This is a genomic window from Paenilisteria portnoyi, assembly GCF_014322795.1.
Lineage (GTDB): Bacteria > Bacillota > Bacilli > Lactobacillales > Listeriaceae > Listeria_A > Listeria_A portnoyi.
The window spans coordinates 1-26262 of record NZ_JAASTT010000031.1; the positions used below are offsets into that span (position 1 = coordinate 1).

Sequence of the window (26262 nt, forward strand, 5' to 3'; positions counted from 1 at the left end):
AGCCAGGATCAAACTCTCTTTAAAATAAAGATGAATCTGAATACTTATTCAACACCGTGAATAAGATCCTTGCGTCAAATTGACTTCGCTAGCAAATGACTTTACTAGTATTACTTTTGGAAATAGCTTTCTATTCCCGCCCTGCGATTCTCACCTAGAAACATCACTGTCTCTATTGGTTTTATCTTTGTTTCTGTTCAGTTTTCAAAGGTCAGTGCTTTGTTTAACACAACTTTTACATCTTATCATAAATCGTATTAGCGTGTCAACAACTTATTTTTATTAATATTTCCGCGCTCTCAACTCGAGAACTTTTTAAGTATATAATATATATTCATAAAAAGCAACTGTTTTGTTTTAATTCATTAAAATTGTATATTGCATTCATTTTCAAGGCTATTTAAAAAGCCTACCATTGCTTCATGCCTTGTGTACGCTATTGGTTTAGCGGCATCCGTTTGGATTCTATCTTTAATTAGTAAAAGCTTATCATAAAAATGCTGTACACTGGTTGATTCCATATTTTCAGGATTATAAATATACCGCCCTTTAGATCCCCCGTACGTAAAGCATCGCGCTATGCCAATTGCTCCAATTGCGTCCAATCTATCTGCATCTTGTACAATTTTACTTTCCAAACTCAATTTAGTTTGTTCTTTTCTACTTTGGCTGAAGGACACATTTTCAATAATTGATGATATATTTTGGATTTCATTTTCTGCTAACCCGTGAACTCTAAACCAATCTTCCATGACTTCTTTTGCTTCTATGGGATTACTATTCAGTTTTGGATCTGTGAAATCGTGAAACAGAGCGGCCATTTTTACAAGCATAAGATTACCACCTTCTTTACTTTGGAGGTATACTGCCATTTTGTAAACTCTATCAATATGGTACCAGTCGTGTCCTGTCTTTTCATCTGCGAACTTCTTTTGTATATATGATATAGCTTTTTCTAAAATTTGATTGTTCATTACTCTCAATACCTCACTTTATATTATCCTATTTTCTTATTTTTATGTAAAATAGATGCAAAGACTCTATATGTTACTTAGGAGGGATTTCTATATGTTCGAATTCAATCAAGTATTTTTAAAGCGTGATGGAAAAATTTTATTAGATTCCATTGACTGGACTGTTAGAGCTAAAGAAAATTGGGCAGTGCTTGGATTAAATGGTTCTGGAAAAACTACTTTACTGAAATTATTGAATGGCTATCTTTGGCCCACTTCTGGCTCACTCAACGTTTTAGGTCATCAGTTTGGGGAAACATCACTCCCTGAATTACGTAAATCAATCGGCTGGGTCAGTTCCTCTTTACAACAACAGCTACGCGAATATGACCTTGCTGAGTCTATAGTTGTCAGCGGGAAATTTGCTAGTATAGGTTTATATCAAGAAACCACTATTGAAGAGCAAGAGGCTGCTCGTACGATTTTAGTAGCATGCGGCGGAGAAGAATTAATTGGGAAGCGTTACGGTATTCTATCACAAGGTGAAAGACAAATTGTACTGATTGCTAGAGCTCTTATGGCAAACCCTGCATTATTGATTCTTGATGAGCCCTGCACTGGACTCGATATTTTTGCAAAAAAACGCTTATTAGAACGTATCGAAGTAATCTCTCAATTACCTGTTGCTCCAACTGTTCTCTATGTAACACACCATACAGAAGAAATATTGTCATGTTTTAGCCATACACTATTACTTAAAGATGGGAAAAAATATGATTCAGGGTTAACTCACACTATGCTTACTAAAGAAAAGTTGTCTTCCTTCTATTGTCATGACGTAGACGTCGTTACTCGCGATAACGGTCAAATATCCGTATTTCCTAGATGAAAAAATACCACTTATGAGAATGCCTCCAAATAGATTTATTCTCATAAGCGATGTTTTCGTTAAGCCTCGTGTTCGAATAGACGTACTACTTCAATAATCACCTGGGTTGCTTTAATCATGCTTTCAACAGAGATATACTCAAATTTACCGTGGTAATTCTCTCCACCTGTAAAAATATTTGGTGTTGGCATACCTTTGAAAGACAATTGCGACCCATCCGTTCCACCTCTAATTGGGCGAATGTCTGGTTCAATCCCTAAATTTTTCATAGCTCTATAGACTATGTCCACAATTTCCTTTACTGGTTCAATTTTTTCTTTCATATTGTAATATTGGTCGTTCATTTCTAAAGCAATATTCTCCTCACCATATTTCGCTTGAAGCTCCTTTACTATTTCAGAAACTCTAGCTTTTCTCATAATGAATGCGTCATGATCAAAATCACGGATAATATAGTAAGATTTTGCAAGCTCCACGTCACCATTTAGTGAAATTAAGTGGTAAAAACCCTCATAGCCATCTGTTTTTTCTGGTACTTCTTCTTGTGGCAAATGGCTATGAAATTCCATTGCCATTTTATTCGCGTTGATCATTTTATCTTTAGCTGTCCCTGGATGTACACTGTTACCTTTAAATGTGATCCGAGCAGCTGCGGCGTTAAAGCTCTCATACTCTAATTCACCAATTGGTCCTCCGTCCATAGTATACGCGAACTTTGCACCGAATGCTTTTACATCAAAGTTGTGTGGCCCACGACCGATTTCCTCGTCTGGTGTGAAGGCTACACGGATTCGTCCATGCTTTATTTCTGGATGCTTTAATAAATAGTTCATCGCAACCATTATCTCAGTTATACCAGCCTTATCATCCGCACCAAGAAGCGTAGCGCCATCCGTAGTAATTATCGTTTGACCTTTGTATGTAGGCAATTCTGGAAATGCTTCTGGCGAAAGAACAACGCCTTGATCTTTGTTTAACACAATTGATTCCCCATCATAGTTTTCGTGAATTTGCGGAGATACATTTTTACCAGTCATATCGGTTGCTGTATCAATGTGCGCTAAAAACCCTATAGTTGCTATTTCTTTGGTTGTGTTACTTGGAAGTGTAGCCATTACATAACCATTCTCATCTATCGTTACTTCTTCCATTCCGATTGCTTTTAATTCTTCCACCAGTATACTTCCTAATTCCAGTTGCCCCTGTGTTGTCGGAACGGTTGAACTCGCCTCACTGGATTGTGTATCTATTTTTACATATTTTGTGAACCGTTCTATTATTTCATCTCTCATTGCTTTTTCCTCCCTGATTATATTATTTACCGTTTGCTTTATCAATCATTTTCAAGACGGTGTTCCAGTTTCTCGCAGTCGCTCTTACCTGCAATACCTTTTCAACGAGCTTGTTTGAAAATAAGCTATCGGATACGCCTGCATTTAAAGAAATGTATAAAAATCTTCCTGCATGGGCACTCTTATCTTGATTATCTTGGCTCAGCTGTTCTAACTTATTAATCATTGCTTGCTCGGGTATCCTATTTAGGAAATGAACCATCAGTTTATCTCCGTCAAAAGGATTTCGCTTTAGCACCTCTTCATATTCGGATACGTTAAATGCTACGGCTGGGACATCAAAGCCAAAATGTTTCTTGATCAGTGCCTCTACTTCTTTCTGGATAATTTCGTGGTCGCTCTCTTCTCGCTCTGCTATAATATTTCCACTCTGAATATAGGTCGTAATGTTTAGATAACCTTCACTTCGGAGTGCGACTTTCAAATCAGCCATCTTTATCTTGCGGTTACCACCCACATTAATGGCTTTCAAGAATATAATATACTTCATCTTCTACCTCCCACTTCCCATTATACCTAATAATTATTGTGAGGTATAATAGTAGATATCGAAGGAGTGATGGAATTGAAATTAATTTCTTGGAATGTCAATGGTCTCAGGGCTGCAGAGAAGAAAGGCTTCATGGATTACTTTAGAGAGGTAGATGCTGATATTTTTTGTCTGCAAGAAACAAAGCTTCAGCAAGGGCAGATTGACTTAGATTTGTCAGGTTATCATGATTATTGGAACTATGCTGTAAAAAAAGGATATTCTGGTACAGCCATTTTCTCTAAATCCGAGCCGATTTCTGTAAAGTATGGTATGGATATTGAGGTCCATGATCAGGAAGGGCGCGTGATTACGCTTGAGTACCCTGCATTCTATATGATTACAGTGTATACACCAAATTCGCAAAATGAATTGAAACGCCTCGATTATCGGATGGACTGGGAGGATGCTTTCTTGGCGCACTTGAAAAAGTTAGATCAAGTTAAACCGGTCATTGTGTGCGGTGATTTGAATGTAGCACATCAAGAAATCGATTTGAAAAACCCTAAAACAAATCGTAAAAATGCAGGATTCTCGGATGAAGAACGCGGCAAATTTACAGATTTGCTTGCAAGTGGCTTTACAGATTCTTTCCGTCACCTATATCCAAATTTAGAAGGAGCCTATTCTTGGTGGTCTTATCGTATGAATGCACGTGCCCGAAATACTGGATGGCGTATTGACTACTTTGTTGTGTCTAATCGCATAGCTGGTAAGATCGAAGAAGCCACAATACATGCGGATGTAATAGGTTCTGATCATTGCCCTGTGGAACTAATGATTCGCATTTAGAAACTATAGTATTCTTATTCGCCAAACTTTTGTAAAATCCTTTAAATTTCAAAAAACGCGTATCCCAATATTGCTGGATACGCGTTTTTCTAATTTATTTATTTTAACGTTGGGGATTCAACCCAACCAAGTCGCTTACCGCCATCATTGATACGGTACCAAATTTTATTGTTCACTACAGCTTGACTGTCTACATGTACCTGGTCTAGCCCAGCAAGTGTTCCTCTAACGGCGCTGTTGTCTATGACTGGAAAGACATAAATTTTTCCTGTTTCATTTTCAACGCCTCTGATCAGGTTTACTTCTTGTTCCATTGATGTTGTGTAGGTCAGGTTTAACTGGTTTGCCTTGATCCAACCGATTTTTTGACCATTTAATGTTGCTTCGTACCAAGTAGAGCCATCGCTTACTTTAGCTCGATTAACAAGTCGTAAATTCTTGTCATTGTAGTTTGATAGATTAGCTTTTTTTGTTGCGCCTTTCATAGTTTCAGGCACACTCCATGCAGAAGCAGAGGTGTTAGGCTTCACTTGTCCATATGCATAGATTCCAGTTTTAGCAGTTACCGTATCGTAGACTTGATCGTATTTCGCAAGGTCGTAAGTTTCTACGGTCTCGATAAGTTGTTCTGCATAGTTCGGATCTGTTGCGTAGCCACCATCTTCAATAATCTGTGCCGCTTTCTTGTAGTCCTCTTCGCCAATCAAGCCCGCATATTTATCAGGATTCCATGAAGGCCCGTTAACAAATAGTAACGCATGATCTTCTAGTGACTCGTAATAGCTTGGGTACGCGCGGAATGGTGCATCTATTGTCGTCCAAGTGTTATCAAAAAATTCTTTCGTATTCATCGTGATGGATTGGCCTTCATAGCTACCTTTGATTCCGAATAGGTTATTAGCTTGTTGTGTTAAGCCACTGTTGCCCCACCCTGATTCTAAAATAGCTTGGGCAATCGTTACACTTGTTAAAACGCCGTGCTCACGTTGTAGTTTCTGTGCATCAGGCACTATTTTATCTAGAAATTTCTGCTGGGAATTGGTGTAGCTTATAGATGAATTATTTTCTCGTTCTGCCGCATATGTGCTAACTGGAATACCAATTGTACCCATCATCATCCCAATGGTTCCTAAAATAGCTACGCTGCGTTTGACTGATTTTTTCATTCGATTTATTCTACACTTCTTTCTGATTTTTTTATAGTATTTTTGTCTTCATGCATCTTTTCAAATCAACAGGGTTCATTCTAGCAAAAATAGTGTTGCATTTAGGTTACAGGAACGTGTCATTTCTGTTTACAATATTACAAAACATGTCTAGACCGCTGTTCTTAGCCAGTTTCTAGATGTGTTTTATTTTTGAACAACATCAAAAAAACGCCATAATTTTATAGCGTTTTAATGCGAATCACATCTTTATTTACCCAACCCAACATTTTTGAGCCCGATTTTATTTGGTACCAAATTCCATTTTCAGTCTTCATTTCTTGAACAATTTCCACTTTTTTTGTTCCATATTTCGCTAAATCATTTGTCTTTTTCGACCCTTTTGTTCTGGGTGGGCTAGACCAAATAGTAGTATCTTTTGTAAGCGTTGGTGAACCTATTTCTTGCATCATTTTTCTGGAAATAATCGTATCGTAAATTCTATCATATGCTTGCAAATTTCTTTGCTCAATTAGATCGATTAATTTATCCGCGTAACCTGGGTCTGTTGCATAACCAGATTGTTGTAGGGCATTGGCCGCCGTGCGATGGTCTTTTGCCTGAACAACTTCGCGATATTTATCTTTATCCCAGGAAGTTCCTTTCAAAAATAGATTAGCGTGGTCATCCAGTGATTCAAACCATGTTGGATACTTCCTAAATGGGGCATCAACAGTGACCCACGAATCATTTTCGTATTCTTGTGTTGGCATGGTTACAGAATCATTTTGATAGCGACCCTTGATACCAAACAAATTCCGTCCTTCTGTCGCTAGTCCGCTGTTCCCCCAGTCAGACTCTAAAATGGCCTGAGCCAAGGTGATACTAGTCAAAATACCTTCTTTTTCTTGTATTTGTTGTGCATGTCCGGCTAGTAGTTCAATGAATTCTTGCTTTGGATCGACACGCGTTACTTCTACTGGCTCGTCCTCTGTGAAAAACCATTTCGCTGCTACGAAAAAAGCCAATCCGCCGAGTAACACGGCTGCAAGTAAAATTCCAATAAGAAGTGGCTTTTTCTTCCGACGTCTCATTTTTGTAAAACCTACTTTCTGTACCTTGATGCCCTTTTTACCCTATTCTTTATTGTATCTGAAAAGTAGTGCCTTTTGCAACCATCCCGAGACTTAGATATTATTCTTTGATTCAATAATAATGCCATCTTCTGTATCCCTTATTTTTGCTTTTTTTGGAGCAGAAGATACAATTTTCATGGTATACATATCTGCCATGCATAGAGCAGAGTGAGCCACAATCAGCAGATAAATTGCTACTAAATCAGCTGGAAACTCTAGGGCTAAAATAACTAGAATCAGGGTTATTAAAACGCATGGCCCAATACTGATGATGTTGAATTGCCATTTAGCGAATAATTGATTTGGACAGTTAAAATAAAGCATACCTTTTTTTAAGCTTATTTTTAGTTTACCATTGCCAAGCACCCAAAAAAGGAGTCCGTGGATGAGTTCATGAATGGTGAAAACGATGTATAGCGCGATCAAAAACAGTACAATTCCCATTAGGGTGAAGTTGACTGGTACGGCTTCGCGCAAGGCCAATACGATGCCGACAATTAACATGATTACGATTAGAGCAGTGGCCATTATTTTAATGGTTTGCATTCTTTTTTTGTCGTTCACAATGTTGTATTCCTTCGACAATGCTTGTATTCTCATAACATTCTTGACCTCATTTCTTCCAATCCTTGCTAACACAAAATTATCCCGTTTCCCTTCCCTCCATTATAGTATGAAGAACGGGTAGAAAACAATTATTATGTAAAAAAATCTGGTTTCTTCTATATATAAGTGTATAAAAAAATCCCCGTCTAATTTTTAGTTAGATTGAGATTTTTTTATCGCCCTTATTTATATTTTATTTCGAAGCGGAGCGTTGTTTTAAGTTTGTCTGGAGATACTTTTTTGAAATCTGATAAATAAATTTCTTTATGATTTTTGCTGATTCTCTCTATGTTATTTTCTTCGCAGAATGCTTCCATCTTGGCGAATGATGCTGGTTCATCATCAAAGCTTCCCACGTGTAGCATTTGCAAGTTCAGCCCTTCTGTTATTTCTTCCAACTTCAATTGATTAAGGTGTTCCTCGGAAACTTTTTTAGCAGCTTTTTCTTTTGACATGTCGAAGAGTTCTGCTGTGATAAAGTCTGGTTGGCGTAGCATGATTTTATACGTGAGTCTATCTTTATCAAATGCTAGACTTCCGGGTTCTAGGCTCCAGAATCCTTCTAGCGGGAATACAGTGTAGTCGTAGTATCCTTTGGGGGTTATCCCTTTTTTCGGCATCATTTTTATCGCGTAGGATGTGGCGTATAGTGCCGTAACCAATTCGGAAAACAGTGGATTATTTGGATTTCCCTTTCCTTGTATCGTGATGTACTTCATTGGTCCGAGATCGATTATTTCAGGATTTGCTTTTGGTAGGTAGATTTTCTTGTCTTGTTTTCGCCATTCATATTTCATGGTTTTCCTCCTTTATCGGGAAACAGGCTTCGGTTACCCAGTTTTCTGGATTGGGCTCGGTCGCGATGGATACGTGATAAATATTAAACATCGGACCACTTAATTGATAGTTGTGATTTTCCAGCCAAGTCGCGACGGTTTCGGTCACCGCTGTCATTTGTTCGTAACTCCCATTTATTATAACAGAGGCTACGGTTACTGCGGGGGCTTCTTTAAAAATTATACCGTTTCTGGACTCGTAATCTGCACTTTTAATAGCAACTTGTACTTCTACGTCGACATCGGTCTCACGGTAAGCTTCGTCGTGAAAAATCGCCATGCTATACGGTTCTTTTGCAAATGGGACTTGTTGTGGGATGAGTTCTGCGTATAGTCGTTCCCACAGCAGGCCCTCGCTTGCAAAAGTCGGAATCTTGTCTTGAATACTCGCAACAAAGCGTTCTGGAATCTCTTTTCTGATAATATGATAGTTCCATTTAGCACTATCTTCTTTTAGAACAGCTAGCGAACTTTCTAGAAGCAGGCTTTGTTGCTTGATTGTCTCCAACTCATCTTGTAATTCCAGTTCTCGAATCGCAAAATGGGATTGGATGGTCTTCGCGTCAGATTCGGATGATAAAATTTCGTTGATGACAGAGAGGCTGAGTCCGATTTCTTTTAGTTTTTGAATTTTGTTGATGGTTTGTAGTTGCTTCGCGGAATAGTGACGATAATTGGTTTCTGTGTTAATTTTTTCAGGGGTAAGTAAGCCGATTTTATCGTAATGGCGCAAAGAACGGATACTTACGTTTGCTAGTTTGGAAAATTCACCGATTTGGAACATGATGTGCCTCCTTGTTAAGCTTTTATACCTTCATTCTAAACTATGACATAGGTGGAGAGTCAAGCGCAGAACTAAGATTAATCCAGTAATCTTTAAATCCGCTACTTTTTATGTTGATGTGCTTGTTGCTTGGGCTGGCTCTTCTGGTAAATGCAAAGCTCAAATTACAGGGAAAACTATCGGGTATTGAACGAAAAAGAGTCTGGGACATAACCCAGATAAATTGGCGACAAGCGTTCGTATTCAGGGGAATTTTTCGTCCTACCCGAAGAAATGGGAGGACGCTTTTGCTCTATATTGAGTTTTGTCCCAGCTTCTTCCTATTTCTCGCGTTTGTCGATAAACCAGCTTCCCAGCGCACCGACCAAAAGAATTCCTAGCGATGGTATCGAGTAATCGACGAAGAAAGTGGTAAACTCGATTCCCGCGAACTTCAATGCGACCGTTACTAATCTGGCTACCAATAAAATAAGACCGATAATGACTAACACGTTAAAAAATAATTTCAAAAAATGCATCCCATCTCCTCCTGTCTCTCTTCCATGTTATAATTTAATAGAAGAAAGTTCAAGTTTGGGAGTGATAACATGACGTATCCGCGCGAGTTAATCGATCCAATTATCCTTAAAAATAAAGAATTTGACTTGGAGGGATTTGTCTTTGGCAATGGCGATTTTTCACCTGATATCATGTTGATCGGTGAGGCTCCTGGTGAAGTCGAGATTAAGACTGGGATTCCGTTTACTGGGCGTTCTGGCAAGGAGCTCGACAAGACGCTTGCTATCGCTGGTTTAACACGCGATCAAGTCTATATTACAAGTATCGTTCGAAGCCGCCCATTTGGCAGGAAAACGATGATTGATAAAACGGGGCAGAAAATCGAAAAACGCCCGAATCGAATGCCAAAACAACAAGAAATTCTTTTACACGCACCGCTTCTTGATTATGAAATCGCGCAAGTCAAGCCAAAATTAATCATTGCTTTGGGCGGCTGTTCCTTGAAGCGCCTCATCGATAACAAAATGACGATTTCTGAATCTCACGGCAACATTTGGCATGGGAAGATCAAACAACTTGGCACCGATTCTAATTATGTCCCCTCTCAGCACACCTACGATATTTTTCCAACATTCCATCCTGCCGCCATTTTCTACAATCGTAAAATAGAATCGCAGCTCATTGCAGATTGGGAAAAGTTGAAGAAAATTTTAGCGGTGAAAGCAATTTAAACGACAGATCCGCACGTTTGTTCTATAATGATACTATTACTGAAAAAGGGGGATCGTTTGATGACACTATTATTGATGTTGGCTGGACTGATGGCGGGGATGACTATTCCTGTTCAGACGGCAGTCAATTCACGACTACGCGGCTATACAAAATCGCCTTTTATCGCCTCTTGGGTGTCTTTTTTGATTGGAAGCATTATTTTGATTACTTTAGCACTCGTTTTTGAGCACGGTTGGACATTTGATGTACATATGTTAGCGGTGAATCCTTGGTGGATTTGGTTCGGCGGTGGCGCGCTTGGTGTGTTCTTTTTAACGTCAAATATTTTATTAATGCCGCGACTTGGATCAGCTCTGACCGTCGTGATTACGCTTTGTGGGCAGATGGTGATGGCGCTTTTGATTGACCATTTCGGCTGGTTTGGCGTGCCCATTCATGAGCTCAATTTGCCAAGAGTCATTGGAATTGCGATGATGTTTTTCGGCGTTATTCTGATGCAGCGTTACTAAGGGAGGCTTTTTTATGACAACAAAAAAATCTAAATCGATGATTGCGTTTATGTGCATGGGCCTTGTGGCGGGCATGATGTCGCCGATTCAGACTTCTATTAACAGCCGATTGCGGATTGCAGTAGACTCGCCGATTATTGCGTCGATGATTTCCTTTCTAGTCGGGATGACGTTACTTCTGCTCATATCCCTGATTGTCGAACGCAGACTAACCTTTCAACTGCGCGGTGTAGGACGAATTCCGTGGTGGATTTTCACTGGCGGCGCGCTCGGCGTGATTTTCGTTACCTCGAATATTTTACTGCTACCACTGCTCGGTTCGGCGTTGACCGTTGTTTTGGCGCTTTGTGGCCAAATGATTATCGCGCTGACAATCGACCATTTCGGTTGGTTTGGGATTATCAAGCACCCGATTAATCGTTACCGCATACTCGGTGTGCTTTCGATGGTTGGCGGTGTTTTATTAATTCAATGGTTCTAAAAAAAGGATTTCCTGCATTTAGACGGGAAATCCTTTTTTAGTCGTCATTCTGGGCTTTCATTATTCGAAATTACTGCTATAATAATTAGAGACTCAGTCAGAAAAAAGGGAGATGAGGCAGTGATTACTAAGATACCTTTTAATAATGGAACATATGATTGGATTAATATCAATATTGAGAACCCCACGGAATTAAAAAAGTTCTATGAAGAATATGAGATTGATGATGAAGTCGTGGCTTATTCGCTGGATAGAAACGAACGCGCGCATTTAGAGTATGATCCGACAACGAATACATTTGTCCTATTTTTCAACGTGCCAAACAATGAGAAAATTGATGATCACTATGAAACAATTCCGATGACGTTTTTGATTAAGGGCTCGCAGTTCATTACGGTGACGAATGGGAAAAATCAATATGTTGCGGATACTATGTTGTACTATCTGGAAAATCACGATGACGAGACGATTTTTGAGTTCTTATTTAGTTCATTATTTTTGATTACCGATTCCTATTTCCCATTCGTCGAAGAAATGGACGCCGATAGAAAAACAATCAATGATAAACTGAAGGAAAAAACGACGAAGCAAAACTTACTTTCTCTATCTGATTTAGAGACCGGCATTGTTTATTTTGTCTCTGCATCCAAGCAAAATCTAGTTTTGTTAGAGCAGATTAAGACACATATTATTTATCGGACGCTCGATGCGAGTGAGAAAGAGCAGTTTGAAGATGCGGTGATCGAGGCGAAGCAGTTGGTTGAGATGACCCAATTATCATCACAAATTTTGCAGCAGTTATCGGGAACGTACAATAATATTTTGAATAATAATCTGAATGATACGATTAAGATTTTGACGGTTTTGTCGATTTTATTGACGATTCCAACGATTATTACCGGATTTTTCGGGATGAACATGCCCTTGCCACTGGAACACAATCCGTTTGGGTGGGTGGCTACGATTGCGATTAGTGTTGTTGTTTGGTTCGTGCTTTCTTATGTATTACGCAGATTGTTGAGACGGTGAAAAAGACTGAACGCTGGGCCCAGAAAGCTTAGCGTTCAGTCTTTTTTCAGTTAAACGGAGACTCGTCGTTTAAAATAGCATCGATTGTATTAAATACGCCCTCTTCGTTGTTCGCGTCCGTCATATAATTTGCCGCTGATTTAACCAGCTCCGTCGCATTCTCCACTGCAAAACCATATGCCACGTGGCGCAACATCTCTATATCGTTGCTACTATCGCCAAAAGCCACTGTTTCATGATCCTCAATTTGACATATATCCTGAATCCATTTCACGCCATGCGCCTTATGCAACCCAGGAATAATCAAATCAATATACACATTTCCACTCGTTACAGGAGTAATGAAATCGCCAACACTTTCATCCAACTTACTCAACACCTCTGGCACATCAGATTCGTTAAAAGTAAGCGCGAATTTAAAAATTGTATCATTGATGGTATAGAGATCGTCCACGCGCTTTAGTTTATGGTAATATTTCAAGCTTTGATTGAAGTTCGCCTCACTTGTATTACCAGCAACGTACGCACTATCTCGTCCACAAACAACAAGACTAAGCAGCTGGAAATCATGAAGAATATCGAGGACCTGATGAACCGTTTTATCGCTCATCTCACCACAAAAAATTTCCTCATTAATGGACGATATACGCACCATTTTCAGCCACAAAAGAAATCTCATCCGCAAAATCTGGAAAGAATGATTTTAATTGATAATACTGATTCCCGCTCGCGACAACGAAACGGATATCACGTTTTTTTAATTCGGTATATTGGCGATTGAAGCGTTCGCGATTGTAGTCTTGGTCGTTATTCAAGAATGTGCCGTCCATGTCGACTGCGATTAGTTTGATTGGCATTTTAGGTTGGCTCCTTTTTAGGTTGTATTTAGCTTTATTGTAACATTTCTACGTGCAAAAAAGAGCCGAAACCCTATTACTGAGATTAGAAATGAGAATGGACAATTTGAGTTGGCTCAGGTAAATTTGATAAAAAAAGTAATGTTGGTGTATAATAACTATAGTTTAAATAAAATTGCAAAGACTAGTTCAAGTATTTTGTAATTTTATTTTTTAATCAAGTATTTCGAATTCCCATAAAATATCAAAAGCCGGTGATGTATTGATGTCTAAGAAAAGCAACAATTTGCTAATGGTGTTAAGTGAACTAATGAAAACAGAATATAAATATAGGGAGGAATTTTCTAAGTATGGTAAATAAAAAAAGAATTTTAATAAAAATTAGTGGCGCAGCGCTTGGTGAACATGAAGATCATTTTAATCGAGGGAATTTTAAGCAGGTGGCACAAAGAATTATTGATTTGGCAGATTCCGGAGTACAAGTTTCTATTGTAGTTGGTGGGGGCAACTTGTTTCGGGGAAATCTTGCAAATGATTGGGGAATTGAAAGAGCTGAGGCGGACAATATTGGAACTCTAGGAACCATTATTAATAGTTTAATTCTTAGGGGTGTTTTAAACTCGCTCACAGATAGAGAAGTTCGAGTGATGACCTCTATACCTATTCATACAGTAGCGGAACCTTACATTAGACTACGAGCTATTCAACATCTATCCAAAGGGTGTATTGTTATTTTTGCTGGGGGAAATGGACAGCCTTTCGTAACTACTGACTATCCTGCCGTTCAAAGAGCTATTGAAACAAATACCGATAGTATAGTGGTGGCTAAGAATGGAGTGGATGGCGTGTACACCGCTGATCCAAATCTGGTTGAGAACTCTCAAAAATACAAAATATTAAATTATGATGATATTCTAAAAAATAATATCCGAGTGATGGATCAATCGGCCTTGTTGCTAGCGAAGGAACATGACTTACCAATACGTGTTATCGATTTTAATACGCCTAACCTAGTGAATTTATTTTCAAGTGAAGTGTCCTTAGGTACCATCATAACATCTGCAAATTCGAAATTGGATAGCTAAAGTCGCTACGGGAACTTTACCTTTTGCCAAAGGTACTATAGATAGGCTATACTAGACTGGACACAAAAGAGAAAAAGGAAAGAATAAAAGATAATTTGGTATCGAAAATAAAAAGCAGGATTGTAGTACAAGTCCATTAAAAATGGAGCGTACCACATTTCCTGCTTTTCTATTTATATTTTAATTTGGTAGGGGATTTGGCAGGGAACCATATATTTTTAAACTTAAATCCCCTCTTTATTCATCTTCAAACGCATCTATAAGCCTTTTACCAACTCAAATATCTTTAGCTACTTATTCCCACTCCACAGTCGCGGGCGGTTTGCTCGTAATATCATAAACAACGCGATTCACATGCGCCACTTCATTCACGATTCGCGTTGAGATCAACTCCAACACTTCCCATGGAATCCGTGCCCAGTCTGCTGTCATGCCGTCAATCGAGGTCACCGCGCGGATAACAACGGTGTGGTCGTACGTCCGGCCATCGCCCATCACGCCTACGCTGCGGATGTTTGGTAATGCTGTGAAATATTGCCAAATTTCGCGATCTAAACCGGCATTCTTAATTTCTTCGCGTAAAATGTAATCGGAATCGCGGACGATTTCTAGTTTCTCTTCCGTGATTTCGCCGAGTACGCGGATACCTAGTCCTGGACCTGGGAATGGTTGGCGCCAAACGATTGCGTCGGGCATTCCTAGTTCTAGTCCTAGTGCGCGAACTTCGTCTTTGAATAGTGTGTTTAGGGGTTCAATCAATTGGAACTGCATGTCCTCAGGTAACCCGCCAACGTTATGATGAGACTTGATTGTTTGTGCTGTTGCTGTTCCGCTTTCGATAATGTCGGTGTACAGTGTTCCTTGTGCTAGGAATTCAACGCCATCAAGCTTGGTTGCTTCGTCGTCGAAAACGTAGATGAACTCGTTACCAATTGTTTTACGTTTTTGCTCAGGGTCAGAAATACCGGCAAGTTTTGTCATGAAGCGTTCTTTGGCGTCAACTTTGATAATATTCATGTGGAAATCGCCGTATAGCGTCTCCATCACTTGCTCTGCTTCGCCTTTACGTAGCAAACCGTGATCGACAAAAATACATGTTAACTGGTCGCCAATTGCTTTGTGAATCAAGACGCCGACTACAGAGGAATCTACGCCGCCAGAAAGGGCTAGCAGTACTTTTTTATCGCCGACTTGTTCGCGGATTTTAGCAACCTCAACGTCAATGAAGTTCTCCATCGTCCAGTCGCCTTTACAACCGCAGATGTTTAGCGCGAAGTTTTTCAGTAGCTCGGTACCGTGAACGGAATGTTGTACTTCTGGGTGGAATTGCACGCCGTACATTTTGCGGTCTTCGTTTGTGATTGCCGCGATCGGGCATGATGCGCTGGTAGCAGTGACTTCAAAGCCTGCTGGTTCGGCAACGACTAAGTCACCGTGACTCATCCAAACGACTTGATCGGTCGGTAATGCTGCGAAAAGGCGGGACGGTTTCTCAACATTGATTGTCGCTTTGCCGTACTCGCGGTCTTTTGCGGGCTCTACTTTTCCAGCGAAGTGGTTCGTCATCAGCTGCATGCCGTAACAAATGCCGAGGATTGGAATGCCCATCTCGAATAGGTCTTCGTCGCAACGGAACGCGCCTTCATCATAGACACTGTTCGGACCGCCCGAGAAAATAATTCCAGTTGGATTCAAGGCTTTCATTTCTTCCACCGTAATTGTGTGTGGGTGCAACTCGCTGTACACGCCAAATTCACGGATACGACGCGTAATCAATTGGTTATATTGACTGCCAAAATCAAGAACGATAATTTTCTCTTGCTCTGTAAAATCTTTCATATTCCTTCACAAAACCCCTTTAAAATTTATTTATGTACGTTGCGCGTGTTTCAAGTTCTTCTCTTTATTGTAACGTCTGGTCTGGATTCTTGCAACCGTAAAAATCGGGATTTATCAATGTCAGCGCTTGCTTTAAAATAACATCTCCCCGCATCCTTCCAAATGACAGAGAATCTATATTTGCGCACGGAATTCCAAGCTCATTCAAGACAGCTTCCGCGTTCTTAAAAAGATATTTGACTTGCGGCGACACGAGAACAGCATCGACTTTTGCATAGCCTTGAAGACGCGAGGTTGTCACCATCCCAATCGGTCCCATCACAACGACGAGATTTTTATCTTGGTGGGATTCGAAACGGTTGTATTTGAGATCTTCCGGGAACAAAAGGGCTGCAGTCATGCCTTGCTTCTCGGCTTCTTTGACAACATTTTGTGCCATCAAGCTTGACGTCGCGCCACCCGCGCAAACGATGAGTAATTTTTTCATTTGTAAGCCTCCTCTCAAGATCATTTAGTAAAACCCTAACATAAAGAAACGCCTAACCCATTACGAGGTAAGACGAAGATTAGGGTATTCGCAAAATCGAGCGAAAGCGTTTGTATTCAGGATATTCGGTGGAAGCCGGAAGCGGAGCGTACGACTGTACGTGAGAACCGGAAGTCTGCCGAATATCCTGAATGCGAGCGCTTGTCGCCGATTTATTTTGATTATAGAAACGACTCTATAGTCCTTTTCCGCCGACGACGTCCATGCTTACGCTTTTTTCGATGGACTCAATAAGTGGTTTCGCGCGCTCAATCACGGCTTTGACCTCTTCATTGTCGAGTGATGCTTTGTGATGTCCGGAATCTGTCCAAACCTCTGTCACAATCACTGTATCGGGGTCATCCTCGTTCACGCTAACGACGTATTGAATGCACGCGTTATATTTATCAAGCCCGGTCGCTGCCTCTAGCAAAATATTGACGAGCGCTTTTCTGTTTCCAGGATGCGCTTTGAATTTTGTAATTAAGCCAAATGCGATTTTCATTGTCATCTCCTCCTCCAACTAATTTTTCCAAAAGTCATCAAAGATTGTGATTGCCATGTGGCGCTTATGCTGCGTTTTTAAATACCAATTTTCGATCTGAATCGCGATTTCTGTTGGTATTTTTTTGCCTTCTAGGTAATCATCGATGTTGTCATAAGTGACTCCGAGCGCGACTTCATCGGGTAAAGCTGGTTTGTTTTCTTCGAGGTCCGCGGTCGGTTTTTTCAGATAGAGATGCTCTGGACAACCGAGCGTTTTTAGAAGCGCCTTGCCTTGGCGTTTGTTCAAGCGAAACAGTGGATTAATATCGGTTCCACCATCGCCGTATTTCGTGTAAAAGCCAGTCACTGCCTCAGCGGAATGGTCGGTACCAACGACAGCGCCATGATTCATCGCCGCGATACTGTACTGCGCCTTCATCCGTTCGCGCGCTTTTTCATTGCCTTTTGCAAAATCGGAAAGTTCGATATCCGCTTCTCGCAATGTCGCCGTGCTCGCATCGACAGCCGCTTTAATATTGATAGTCACCACGCGATCTGGCTCGATAAAATCAAGCGCGTCTTGGCAGTCGGCCTCGTCAAACTGCATGCCGTATGGTAAGCGTACCGCGATAAATTGATAGGACTCGTCTCCCGTGGCTTCGCGCAGTTCGCTGATGGCCATTTGCGCCAACTTCCCAGCAAGCGTGGAATCTTGCCCTCCTGAAATGCCGAGTACGAGCGATTTGATAAATGGGTATTTCGTCAAATAGGCTTTTAAAAACTCGACACTTTGGCGAATTTCTGCCGTTTCATCGATTTTTGGTAACACATGCATTTCTGCGATAATCTGTTTTTGTAGACTCATTCTCCTGCCCCCTTCACTTGCTTAAAATGGAATATCAAAATTGACCGGTGAATGTTTCTGTACGGTTTTGCGGACGTTTTCGATATTTTGCATTTTATTTTTCCAACATTTCACACTTAAATCAACTGGATATTGTTCTGGTCGCACCGTCCGTTGATATTCATCCCACAGCAAGGCTAAATTTTCTTCTTTGTATTGGCGGGTCTGTTCTAAAGTTGGTCTTTGGTATACTAATTCCCCTTTTTCATAAATTGGAACCAATAATTCTTTTGCAGTGAAATTTGTGACTTCTTTTGTGATATAGGTGTGGATTGGGTGGAACATTGTGAGCGTGTCAACGCCTTCCAATGACTCGTTTTCCAAGCAAATGTAGTCGCCTTCTGCTTTTGGTCCTTCTTCGTTTGTGATAATGCGATAAACTTTTTTCTTGGCAGGTGTCGTGACTTTTTCGGTATTGCTGGAAAGCTTGATGGAATCTTGTAAAATATCCTGTTCGTCGGCGATTGCAACTAGTTTATAAACCGCACCTAGCGCTGGTTGATCGTACGCCGTAATCAGTTTCGTGCCAACGCCCCACGCGTCGATTTTCGCCTTTTGCGCTTTCAGGTGGAGGATCGTTGTTTCATCTAAATCGCTCGACGCAAAAATTTTCGCATCAGGGAATCCCGCTTCATCCAACATTTGGCGTGCTTTTTTCGATAGGAAGGCCATGTCTCCACTATCCAAACGAATACCGATAAAATTGATGGTATCGCCCATTTCTTGCGCCACTTTAATCGCGTTCGGAATACCTGATTTCAATGTATCATACGTATCAACTAGAAAAATCGAATCTTTATGCGTTTGCGCGTATCGTTTAAAAGCCTTATATTCATCGCGGTAAGCCTGAACCATCGAGTGGGCCATCGTTCCCGAGATTGGAATCCCGAAAGTTTTGCCGGCACGCATGTTACTCGTTGAATCACAACCGCCGATGTAAGCCGCACGTGCGCCCCAAAGTGCTGCATCCATCTCTTGCGCGCGTCTCGTCCCAAATTCAGCTAGTGGTTCGCCTTCCACAACATTTTTAATCCGAGCCGCTTTCGTCGCGATTAACGTTTGGAAATTCACAATGTTAAGTAGTGCCGTCTCGATTAACTGCGCCTCTGCAAGGTTCGCCTCGACTTGAATAATCGGTTCTGTTTTAAACACAAATTCGCCTTCTACAACCGAGCGAATCGTCCCAGTAAACCGTAAATTTTTCAGATAATCAATAAATTCCTCTTCAAAATCCGTTTCTTCGCGCAAATAAGCAATGTCAGTGTCGGTAAATCGCAAATTCTCCATATAGTCGATAATGCGCTCAAGCCCCGCAAACACGCAGAAACCCGTGTCAAATGGCATATCGCGGAAAAAAACCTCAAAAACAGCGCGTCGTTCATGAATATTATCATCCCAATACGCCTTCATCATATTAATTTGATACAAATCAGTGTGCAACGTCTTACTATCATCTGGAAATAAAGTCATACTCCATACTCCTGTCTATGTTTTCTTATAAAACATCATAGCTTAAATCGGATAGAAAAGCTAACTTTATAAGCTGTATTTAACTTTTTATTCTTCAGTCGTCCTGCTCATTTTGGTAATCTAAGGAACGATACGACTATTTCTAAGATTTCCAACAAAAAAGCTGGCAGCAATATCTAAGCCTACCAGCACCCAATTCCCCTATAAATTAAATCGATATCCCGCGCCCCAAATCGTCTCAATCGAGTCAGAGTGCGCCCCATGATTCTCCAACTTCTCGCGGATTTTCCGAATATGCACAACAACCGTCGATACGTCTCCTGCTGCCTGCATTCCCCATATTTGCTCAAAAAGTTGCTCCTTATTCCAAACCCGATTCGGTCTCTTCGCCAAAAATACGAGCAAATCAAATTCCTTTGTTGTAAAAATAATTTCCTGATCCGCCACAAAAACTTTCCGCCCATCTAGGTCAAGCGTCAAATTATGCACTTGCAAAATCTCATTTTGCGTCCCAATATTGCTTTTTGCCAAGCGCTCATAACGTGCCAAATGCGCCTTCACACGTGCCACCAGTTCACTCGGGCTAAACGGTTTCGTAATATAATCATCCGCACCAAGGCCAAGTCCACGAACCTTATCAATATCTTCCTTCCGTGCCGAAACGAGCAAAATCGGTACTTCCTTCTTCGCTCGAATCTCACGACAAATATCAAAGCCACTCATATCCGGCAACATAATATCCAGAATAATCAAGTCAAAATCATCCCTCAGCCCCCGTTCCAGCCCCTTCACGCCATTACTTTCAATCGTCACTTCCATATCGCTAATCTCCAAATAATCACGCTCTAATTCCGCGATTTCCAGCTCATCTTCTACCAACAAAATCCGTTTCATCCTTCATCATCTTCTTTCCTTTTCAACCTCAATTTGATAGACACGCTCGTCCCAATTCCCAACTCACTTTTCGCCCAAATCTCGCCACCATGCTCTTCTATAATCTGTTTGGCAATCGACAAGCCCAAGCCACTTCCACCAGTAGTCGAATTCCGCGATACCTCTTCCCGGTAAAACCGATCAAAAATCGCTTGCATCCCACTTTCCGAAATTCCCTTACCGTTATCATGAATCGTTATTATCGCATCCGTTTGGCGTTTTTCAAGCTGAATCCTGATATTTGCCTGTGCTTTATCCATATACTTCATGCTACTCTGAATCAAATTCTCCAAAACCCGCTTCAATTTATCACGATCAGCTTCCGTCACAAGTTTTTCTTCAGGAATCACTAACTCAAAATTCGCTTTTGCAAAACTCAATTCCGACTCCTCAGCAACTTGTGCCAATAAAGCGTTCAAATCGACACTTCTAAAATAAAACGGTTCTTTATGCAAATCAAGCTTCGAAAATAAGAATAATTCATCAATCAAAGCGTCCATATCCTTCGCCTTTGCGTGCGCGATTTCCAAATACTTTGCCTGCTTCTCTGGCGTATTAGCGACACCATCTTGAATCCCTTCAATATAGCCTACAATCGACGTAATCGGCGTTTTTAAATCGTGCGAAATATTCGATAATAACTCTTTCCGATTGTTTTCGTACTGTTCTTGCACCTCTAGCGATTTTTTAAGCCTGATTCGCATTTTTTCGAACGTGGCGATAAGTGTCGAGATTTCATTTTTCCCTTTTGGCTCTTCCATTTCAAAATCAAGATTTCCCGCTTCAATCTTCTCCGCACCTTCTTTAAGATGAACGATCGGCCGAACCACGCTTCTAGCAACGAAATAACTAAGCAACCCAATCACTAAAACGCCGAATAATAAAATCGCGCCAACAATCAGAGCTCCCCATTTCTGCAAAACTTCCATATAAGAATTCTCCGATTGAAGGACCATGACACTTCCTTTTGAGCCATCGGAATAGAGATAGTCAAACTTGATATAACGAAATAAATCGCCTTGATTATCAATCGTCCCGCGCATATTTATGTTATTTAATTCATAGTCTGGCTGATGCACAAGTAACGATTTCTTAGATAGATCCGAGGACGAATACACAATCGTGTCATTTTTTCTTACCACGATTTGTACCTCACTTTTTTCTAACAACTTAAAATTCTGATATTCCAATAACTGATCTGGCGTAGTTTTTGCCAATAATTTTAGCTCTAAAAAAGCATTTTCTTCATCCGTTGAAAGTGGACGTTGGAGTGTCGCCGTTTTATATAGTTGCCCTGGTGAAGCCCCTGTCAGCGTACATACACCTAGAAAAAAAGCCGAAATCAAAAAGGCTCCCGTCAAGATGATAACCGCAATATAAGATAGCATAAATCGTAATTTAATGGACATACTATTTCCTCATTTCATCTTACTCTACAGCAAGCATATAGCGAAACAGCTTTTTTAACAAGGGATTCCGCATCGATTTAAGGAACTTTTAAGATTCTATAGAAAAAGCTGCGAAAAACGGTTTTTAACGATACCATTTCTCGCAGCTTTTATTTCACCCTAAATCATCTTTAATTTTCGACGTTGAAATGCCATTCGTTCTTGGCAAATAGACAACTTCACAATAATCTTTCAGAAAATCAAACTCGCCTTTCCAATCGTCACCCATCACAAAAATATCAATATCGTGGTCTTTCACGTCTTGAACCTTCTGCTCCCAGTGACTTTCGGGAATGACCTCATCGACATAACGAATCGCCTCTAAAATCAACTTACGATGCTCAAAACTATGGTATGCCTCTTTGTGCTTGATCCGATTGAATTCATCCGTCGAAATCGCGACAACTAAATAATCACCTAGCGACTTTGCACGCTCAAGTAACTTGATATGACCCCAATGCAGCAGGTCAAATGTGCCGTATGTAATCACTTTTTTCATGAACACACCAACTTTCCTAATATAGCAAGAATAAGCCAATTTCGCCAGCTTATTCTCGCTCCAGTTCCTCTTGTAAAAGAGCTACAAAACGCTTGCTAGATTCGCCATCAGAATATTTATTCCAACGCGCACCAAATTCCCGTACCACTTCCACGTCCACCGCAGTTTTTTGTATCGCCGTAATGACCTCTGCAGTTGTCTTGCAAAGCGGACCTGGAATCTCCTCCAAATAGCCATCCGCCAAGCCTCTGCTCGCATCATACGCATCCAAATCATACGCAAAGAAAATCATTGGCTTCTCGAAAAAGGCAAACTCAAAAGGAATAGAAGAATAATCCGTAATCAGCACATCCACCATTGGCAAAAGGGCCTCGAGCTCCGTTTCCTTATCAATATAGACACAAAAATCGTCATCCTTCTTCGGCAAATCAGCCAACATGGACGGATGCAATTTCAACAACAATTTGTATTCCTTACCAAACGCAATCTTCATCGCAGCCACATCTAAATGCAACTTCGCCTCAGCCAATTCCTCATCACGAAAAGTCGGCGCGTATAAAAGCACTTTCTTATCTTGAATCGCATATTTCGCGAGCCCAGCACGCTTGTTTTTCTCTAATGCGCCCTCATCAAAATAATAATCCGTCCGCGGCACACCTATCTTCAAAAGTTGTGCATCGTCAACTAAGAATGAACGCTTGAAAAGCTCGCCCATCTCATCCGATCCAACAACCACCTTCGAAAAAGTCTTATACACCGCTTGAAAACGTTTTTTATCTGACTCCGAACGTTTTTGCGCCGCTTTATCTTCCCAACCAAACTTCTTAAGCGCCCCATTCGCGTGCCAAATTTGGACACATTCCATAGAATCACGCCACTTCACGCCTGCTAATTCTGCAAAATAATTATCCGTCACGACTACTTTTGCCGTGCTCAGATGAAACATCAAACGAAATAGATTCCCGTTTGTTTTCGGCAAAGAACGCATGAAATTTCGCGCCATTCCATCCACATTTAAACGCGGATCGTAAAAAACAATCGTTTCTGGCATGAAGTTCGATTTCTCCATTTCACGCAAGATCGCTCCTGGATTCTCTGGAAAACTAATCAGCATTACCACTTTTTGCTGTACTGGAAAGCGCCCAAACACAAAACCTAACACTCGAATCATCATCATATACAGCTTTATTGCTACATTTTTCATTACTGACACCTACTTTTCAAAGACGATTTTCACAGTTTTTTCCGCTGCGTGCCCGTCCTCCCATTCACAAAATTGCTGGAAGAATTGGGTGTTACTCTTGGCTGGTTGCTCCAATATTGTTGCTATTTCGTCCATCAGCTGCTCACTTGTCTCCACTAACGGACCAGGTGCATTTTTCTCAAAATCAAAATAAAAACCTCGTAGCGTATCGCGATATTCCGCCAAATCATACGTGAAGAAAATCATCGGCCGATCTAAATTCGCATAATCAAAAAAGACCGAGGAATAATCCGTGATCAGCATACCACTGACCAAATACAAATCGCGAATATCATCATAAGACGACGCATCCCGAATGAAATCACCATATTGCGCAAAGTCAAACTGCTCCGCCACCAAATAATGCATCCGGACAAGCAACACAACATCCTCACCGAATCGCGCCTTCATTTTTGCAACATCAAATTTCAAGTCAAATTTATATTCGCCAGCCTTATGAAAATCATTATCTCGCCACGTCGGCGCATATAAAATCACTTTTTTCCCATCCGGAATCTGAAGTTTTTGACGAATCTTAGCAATCATTGTTTCCTTGTCCGGACTAAAAAGCACATCATTTCGCGGGTATCCCGACTCAATCATCGCCCCATTATACCCAAACGCACTCCGAAAAATCTTGCTTGAATACGTATTTGGCGAAATCAGATAATCCCATTTTGCAGCTTCCCGCACAAAATCATCCTTATATTGCGCCGTCGTCTGACCAGGCATATGCACCTCATCGATATCCACACCAAGCTTCTTAAGCGGCGTCCCGTGCCAAGTTTGCACATATATCGTCTTTTTCGGCTTCGGCAATTCCAGTGGCAAACGACTATTCGAAATCCAATACTTCGCCCGCCCCATCGTAAACAACCACTTCACCGAAAAACGCGTCACATAAGGAACTCCATGCTCCTCAAAAAGTTTTGTATAGCGCGGATTCACACTCCACAATAACGTATACTCTGGCTCCTGCTTCTGCATATACTCATAAATCGCACGCGGATTACAGCTATATTGTTTGCCTGAAAAACTCTCAAACATAACCAAATTCTGTTTTCGCGGTAACAATCCCGCTAATCGAAATAAAAAATAATACACCGTTTGGATTAATTTTGCCATCTGTTGACCCTCTTATCTCTATTGATTTAGCGCTCGTTTTAGCTTTAGTCGCCGTTTTACTCTCTGCCTCAGCTCAGCCGTTAAACGGAAATGTTCCAATTCCACTTTCCGATTCTCATTTTGATAAAACCACTTGCCTCGCAGTTCCCAAGGTCTCAAGCGAATTTTAGCCGTGCGAATCGTTCCCGCAGGTCGCACAACAACATTCCAAATCAGTTGATCCTCCGAACGTTTCTCGACTACTGCTCTTTTAGTTGAAAATAATGTTTTTGCCGCGAAGAAGCTCTTTTCAGGCAAAGCGACACGTGATTCCTCGATATCCGAAAACAGTTCCGCATGCCCGTTTGGACGCCATTTTTTGCGTAGCGTAACCACCGGAATATCCACAAGTGGCGCCGTTTCAAACCGAACTGGCCAGCCATTTTTGCGAAGCGACAACATCATTTCCTTCACCGGTTGCATCGTATCAAGTTCCCATACATACCGTTCCTCGATTTCACTAAAAATCCGCTGAAACGCCGTCACAAAATCCGCCTGCTCCGCCTCCGTCAGCACCTCTTTAAAATAGACATGCTCCTTATAAAAATACAATTTCGCATGATAACTAATCAAATATTGCACATATGGAATAACCGTTCCGAACTTCGCCTTCGAATCATGCAGATACGTCTGATAAACAGCCTCCAAAAACGGCTGATAGCGCGACTTATCCTGCCACGACTTATTCACAAGCGAGCCCTTCTCTTTCATATCGCGGTAGTAAAAATAACCCACATCCGCAACAACGCCATATTCCTCATCATCCAGCAACAATTTCGTAATAAGCAGCTGATCCTCGCCAAAATGCAGCGACTCATCAAACGCCAATTGCTTCAACCTATCAAAACGCAAAAAAGTTCCGCCGATATAAAAATGAATCGCCTTATAGTCCTCTAAAATGTTAACAACTCGACTTCCCTGCTCAAATCGGGTATTCAACTTATGCGCCCCGATTTTCTTGCGCGTTCCCCAGTCATCTAGATAATAAAACGGTGGAACCATCATATTGACTTGCGTGTGCGTTTCCGCAAAATGCGCCATTTCACGTATCATATGTAACGAATATACATCATCCGCATCCAAAAAGCCAACAAAATCAATATCTTTTCTGACATGCATTAAGCCAATATTACGAGCACGAGCTGGACCACCATTTTTGATATGAATTTGATAGATATTTTGTGGATGTTTTCTGACTAATGAATCAGCAATATTCCCACTTTTGTCAGTACTGCCATCATTGACAAGGAGGATTTGAATATTTTCGGTAAACCCGTATGATTGTTTGATGATACTTTCCACCGACAATTCTAAGCGATTCTCGGCGTTGTAAAACGGTATTATTATCGCAAATTTCATTTATTCACCCCATTTAGAATAGGGTTATATCCTTTGGAGAAGAGATATAACCCTGGAAAAGCATTACTTTGGATTTGTTGTGGCTCTTATGAGGCATCACTTGCCGATTTAGAGCCTCAATATGCATGTGAACGCAGTGAGCAGGTAATCCATCAGTGGCTCTTTGTTGTGGCTCTTA

At 40.9% G+C, this 26262-nt stretch carries 29 protein-coding genes; 7 read left to right on the forward strand and 22 right to left on the reverse strand.

Annotated features, from left to right (window positions below):
- Positions 1-365: 365 nt before the first annotated feature.
- On the reverse strand, positions 366-974 hold the full coding sequence (locus HCJ66_RS15380; protein WP_187133937.1) for an HD domain-containing protein: 609 nt from the start codon (positions 972-974) through the stop codon (positions 366-368).
- Positions 975-1068: 94 nt separating this feature from the next.
- Here HCJ66_RS15380 and HCJ66_RS15385 point away from each other — a divergent pair, with 94 nt between their 5' ends.
- On the forward strand, positions 1069-1842 hold the full coding sequence (locus tag HCJ66_RS15385) for an ABC transporter ATP-binding protein (protein ID WP_187133938.1): 774 nt from the start codon (positions 1069-1071) through the stop codon (positions 1840-1842).
- A gap of 59 nt (positions 1843-1901) precedes the next feature.
- Here the strand turns inward: HCJ66_RS15385 and pepT are convergent, their stop codons facing one another.
- Together pepT and HCJ66_RS15395 are read right to left on the reverse strand one after the other, a co-directional pair.
- The gene (gene pepT / locus HCJ66_RS15390) at positions 1902-3134 is read right to left on the reverse strand and encodes a peptidase T (RefSeq protein WP_187133939.1); all 1233 of its coding nucleotides are present in this window, start codon (positions 3132-3134) and stop codon (positions 1902-1904) included.
- A 22-nt stretch (positions 3135-3156) separates the two neighbouring features.
- On the reverse strand, positions 3157-3684 hold the full coding sequence (locus HCJ66_RS15395; RefSeq protein ID WP_187133940.1) for a DUF1697 domain-containing protein: 528 nt from the start codon (positions 3682-3684) through the stop codon (positions 3157-3159).
- A 75-nt stretch (positions 3685-3759) separates the two neighbouring features.
- On the opposite strand from HCJ66_RS15395, the gene HCJ66_RS15400 reads away from it, so the two are divergent.
- Entirely contained in the window at positions 3760-4515 is a 756-nt protein-coding gene (locus HCJ66_RS15400; RefSeq protein WP_187133961.1) for an exodeoxyribonuclease III, read from the forward strand.
- A 98-nt stretch (positions 4516-4613) separates the two neighbouring features.
- On the opposite strand, the gene HCJ66_RS15405 is transcribed toward HCJ66_RS15400, so the two are convergent.
- From HCJ66_RS15405 to HCJ66_RS15430, 6 genes are all read right to left on the reverse strand, one after another.
- The gene (locus tag HCJ66_RS15405) at positions 4614-5681 is read right to left on the reverse strand and encodes a glucosaminidase domain-containing protein (protein WP_187133941.1); all 1068 of its coding nucleotides are present in this window, start codon (positions 5679-5681) and stop codon (positions 4614-4616) included.
- A gap of 221 nt (positions 5682-5902) precedes the next feature.
- Positions 5903-6754, reverse strand: a complete 852-nt coding sequence (locus HCJ66_RS15410) for a glucosaminidase domain-containing protein (RefSeq protein WP_187133942.1) — start codon at positions 6752-6754, stop codon at positions 5903-5905.
- Positions 6755-6847: 93 nt separating this feature from the next.
- The gene (locus HCJ66_RS15415; RefSeq protein ID WP_222717535.1) at positions 6848-7396 is read right to left on the reverse strand and encodes a DUF3267 domain-containing protein; all 549 of its coding nucleotides are present in this window, start codon (positions 7394-7396) and stop codon (positions 6848-6850) included.
- A gap of 188 nt (positions 7397-7584) precedes the next feature.
- Positions 7585-8199, reverse strand: coding sequence for a GyrI-like domain-containing protein (locus tag HCJ66_RS15420; RefSeq protein WP_187133944.1), 615 nt, complete (start codon positions 8197-8199; stop codon positions 7585-7587).
- Positions 8189-9022, reverse strand: a complete 834-nt coding sequence (locus HCJ66_RS15425; protein WP_187133945.1) for a MerR family transcriptional regulator — start codon at positions 9020-9022, stop codon at positions 8189-8191. The genes HCJ66_RS15420 and HCJ66_RS15425 overlap by 11 nt, the downstream gene beginning before the upstream one ends.
- Positions 9023-9342: 320 nt before the next feature.
- Positions 9343-9540 carry a hypothetical protein gene (locus HCJ66_RS15430; protein ID WP_187133946.1) on the reverse strand — a complete coding sequence of 66 codons (198 nt, stop codon included), beginning with the start codon at positions 9538-9540 and terminating at the stop codon, positions 9343-9345.
- A gap of 69 nt (positions 9541-9609) precedes the next feature.
- Here HCJ66_RS15430 and HCJ66_RS15435 point away from each other — a divergent pair, with 69 nt between their 5' ends.
- The 4 genes from HCJ66_RS15435 to HCJ66_RS15450 all read left to right on the forward strand — a co-directional run bounded on the left by HCJ66_RS15435 (position 9610) and on the right by HCJ66_RS15450 (position 12271).
- Positions 9610-10251, forward strand: coding sequence for a uracil-DNA glycosylase (locus HCJ66_RS15435; RefSeq protein ID WP_187133947.1), 642 nt, complete (start codon positions 9610-9612; stop codon positions 10249-10251).
- 60 nt (positions 10252-10311) lie between these two features.
- On the forward strand, positions 10312-10761 hold the full coding sequence (locus HCJ66_RS15440) for a DMT family transporter (RefSeq protein WP_187133948.1): 450 nt from the start codon (positions 10312-10314) through the stop codon (positions 10759-10761).
- A gap of 13 nt (positions 10762-10774) precedes the next feature.
- A complete protein-coding gene (locus HCJ66_RS15445) occupies positions 10775-11242 on the forward strand; it encodes a DMT family transporter (RefSeq protein ID WP_181677585.1) in 468 nt (155 codons plus the stop codon).
- 120 nt (positions 11243-11362) lie between these two features.
- A complete protein-coding gene (locus tag HCJ66_RS15450; RefSeq protein WP_187133949.1) occupies positions 11363-12271 on the forward strand; it encodes a CorA family divalent cation transporter in 909 nt (302 codons plus the stop codon).
- A gap of 46 nt (positions 12272-12317) precedes the next feature.
- On the opposite strand, the gene HCJ66_RS15455 is transcribed toward HCJ66_RS15450, so the two are convergent.
- Together HCJ66_RS15455 and HCJ66_RS16385 are read right to left on the reverse strand one after the other, a co-directional pair.
- Entirely contained in the window at positions 12318-12926 is a 609-nt protein-coding gene (locus HCJ66_RS15455; protein WP_281384439.1) for an HAD hydrolase family protein, read from the reverse strand.
- Positions 12904-13128, reverse strand: a complete 225-nt coding sequence (locus HCJ66_RS16385; RefSeq protein WP_281384440.1) for an HAD hydrolase family protein — start codon at positions 13126-13128, stop codon at positions 12904-12906. The genes HCJ66_RS15455 and HCJ66_RS16385 overlap by 23 nt, the downstream gene beginning before the upstream one ends.
- Before the next feature lie 350 nt (positions 13129-13478).
- Between HCJ66_RS16385 and pyrH the strand changes: the two genes are divergently transcribed.
- Positions 13479-14213, forward strand: coding sequence for a UMP kinase (gene pyrH, locus HCJ66_RS15460; RefSeq protein ID WP_187133950.1), 735 nt, complete (start codon positions 13479-13481; stop codon positions 14211-14213).
- 294 nt (positions 14214-14507) lie between these two features.
- On the opposite strand, the gene guaA is transcribed toward pyrH, so the two are convergent.
- The 11 genes from guaA to HCJ66_RS15515 all read right to left on the reverse strand — a co-directional run bounded on the left by guaA (position 14508) and on the right by HCJ66_RS15515 (position 26084).
- Positions 14508-16052, reverse strand: a complete 1545-nt coding sequence (guaA, locus tag HCJ66_RS15465; RefSeq protein WP_187133951.1) for a glutamine-hydrolyzing GMP synthase — start codon at positions 16050-16052, stop codon at positions 14508-14510.
- Positions 16053-16116: 64 nt separating this feature from the next.
- Positions 16117-16539: a PTS sugar transporter subunit IIB gene (locus tag HCJ66_RS15470; protein ID WP_187133952.1), complete on the reverse strand. Its 423-nt coding sequence runs from the start codon at positions 16537-16539 to the stop codon at positions 16117-16119.
- A gap of 235 nt (positions 16540-16774) precedes the next feature.
- Positions 16775-17083, reverse strand: coding sequence for a putative quinol monooxygenase (locus HCJ66_RS15475; protein ID WP_036092636.1), 309 nt, complete (start codon positions 17081-17083; stop codon positions 16775-16777).
- Between the two features lie 18 nt (positions 17084-17101).
- Positions 17102-17929: an ammonia-dependent NAD(+) synthetase gene (gene nadE / locus HCJ66_RS15480; protein ID WP_187133953.1), complete on the reverse strand. Its 828-nt coding sequence runs from the start codon at positions 17927-17929 to the stop codon at positions 17102-17104.
- A gap of 21 nt (positions 17930-17950) precedes the next feature.
- Positions 17951-19438: a nicotinate phosphoribosyltransferase gene (locus tag HCJ66_RS15485; protein WP_187133954.1), complete on the reverse strand. Its 1488-nt coding sequence runs from the start codon at positions 19436-19438 to the stop codon at positions 17951-17953.
- A gap of 201 nt (positions 19439-19639) precedes the next feature.
- A complete protein-coding gene (locus tag HCJ66_RS15490) occupies positions 19640-20332 on the reverse strand; it encodes a response regulator transcription factor (protein ID WP_187133955.1) in 693 nt (230 codons plus the stop codon).
- Positions 20329-21780 (reverse strand): sensor histidine kinase, encoded by a 1452-nt coding sequence (locus HCJ66_RS15495; protein WP_187133956.1) that lies wholly within the window; start codon positions 21778-21780, stop codon positions 20329-20331. The genes HCJ66_RS15490 and HCJ66_RS15495 overlap by 4 nt, the downstream gene beginning before the upstream one ends.
- Positions 21781-21934: 154 nt before the next feature.
- Entirely contained in the window at positions 21935-22318 is a 384-nt protein-coding gene (gene tagD / locus HCJ66_RS15500) for a glycerol-3-phosphate cytidylyltransferase (RefSeq protein ID WP_187133957.1), read from the reverse strand.
- Positions 22319-22367: 49 nt separating this feature from the next.
- The gene (locus HCJ66_RS15505; protein ID WP_187133958.1) at positions 22368-23522 is read right to left on the reverse strand and encodes a CDP-glycerol glycerophosphotransferase family protein; all 1155 of its coding nucleotides are present in this window, start codon (positions 23520-23522) and stop codon (positions 22368-22370) included.
- Between the two features lie 9 nt (positions 23523-23531).
- Positions 23532-24686: a CDP-glycerol glycerophosphotransferase family protein gene (locus HCJ66_RS15510; protein ID WP_187133959.1), complete on the reverse strand. Its 1155-nt coding sequence runs from the start codon at positions 24684-24686 to the stop codon at positions 23532-23534.
- 18 nt (positions 24687-24704) lie between these two features.
- Positions 24705-26084, reverse strand: a complete 1380-nt coding sequence (locus tag HCJ66_RS15515; protein ID WP_187133960.1) for a glycosyltransferase family A protein — start codon at positions 26082-26084, stop codon at positions 24705-24707.
- Positions 26085-26262: the final 178 nt, after the last annotated feature.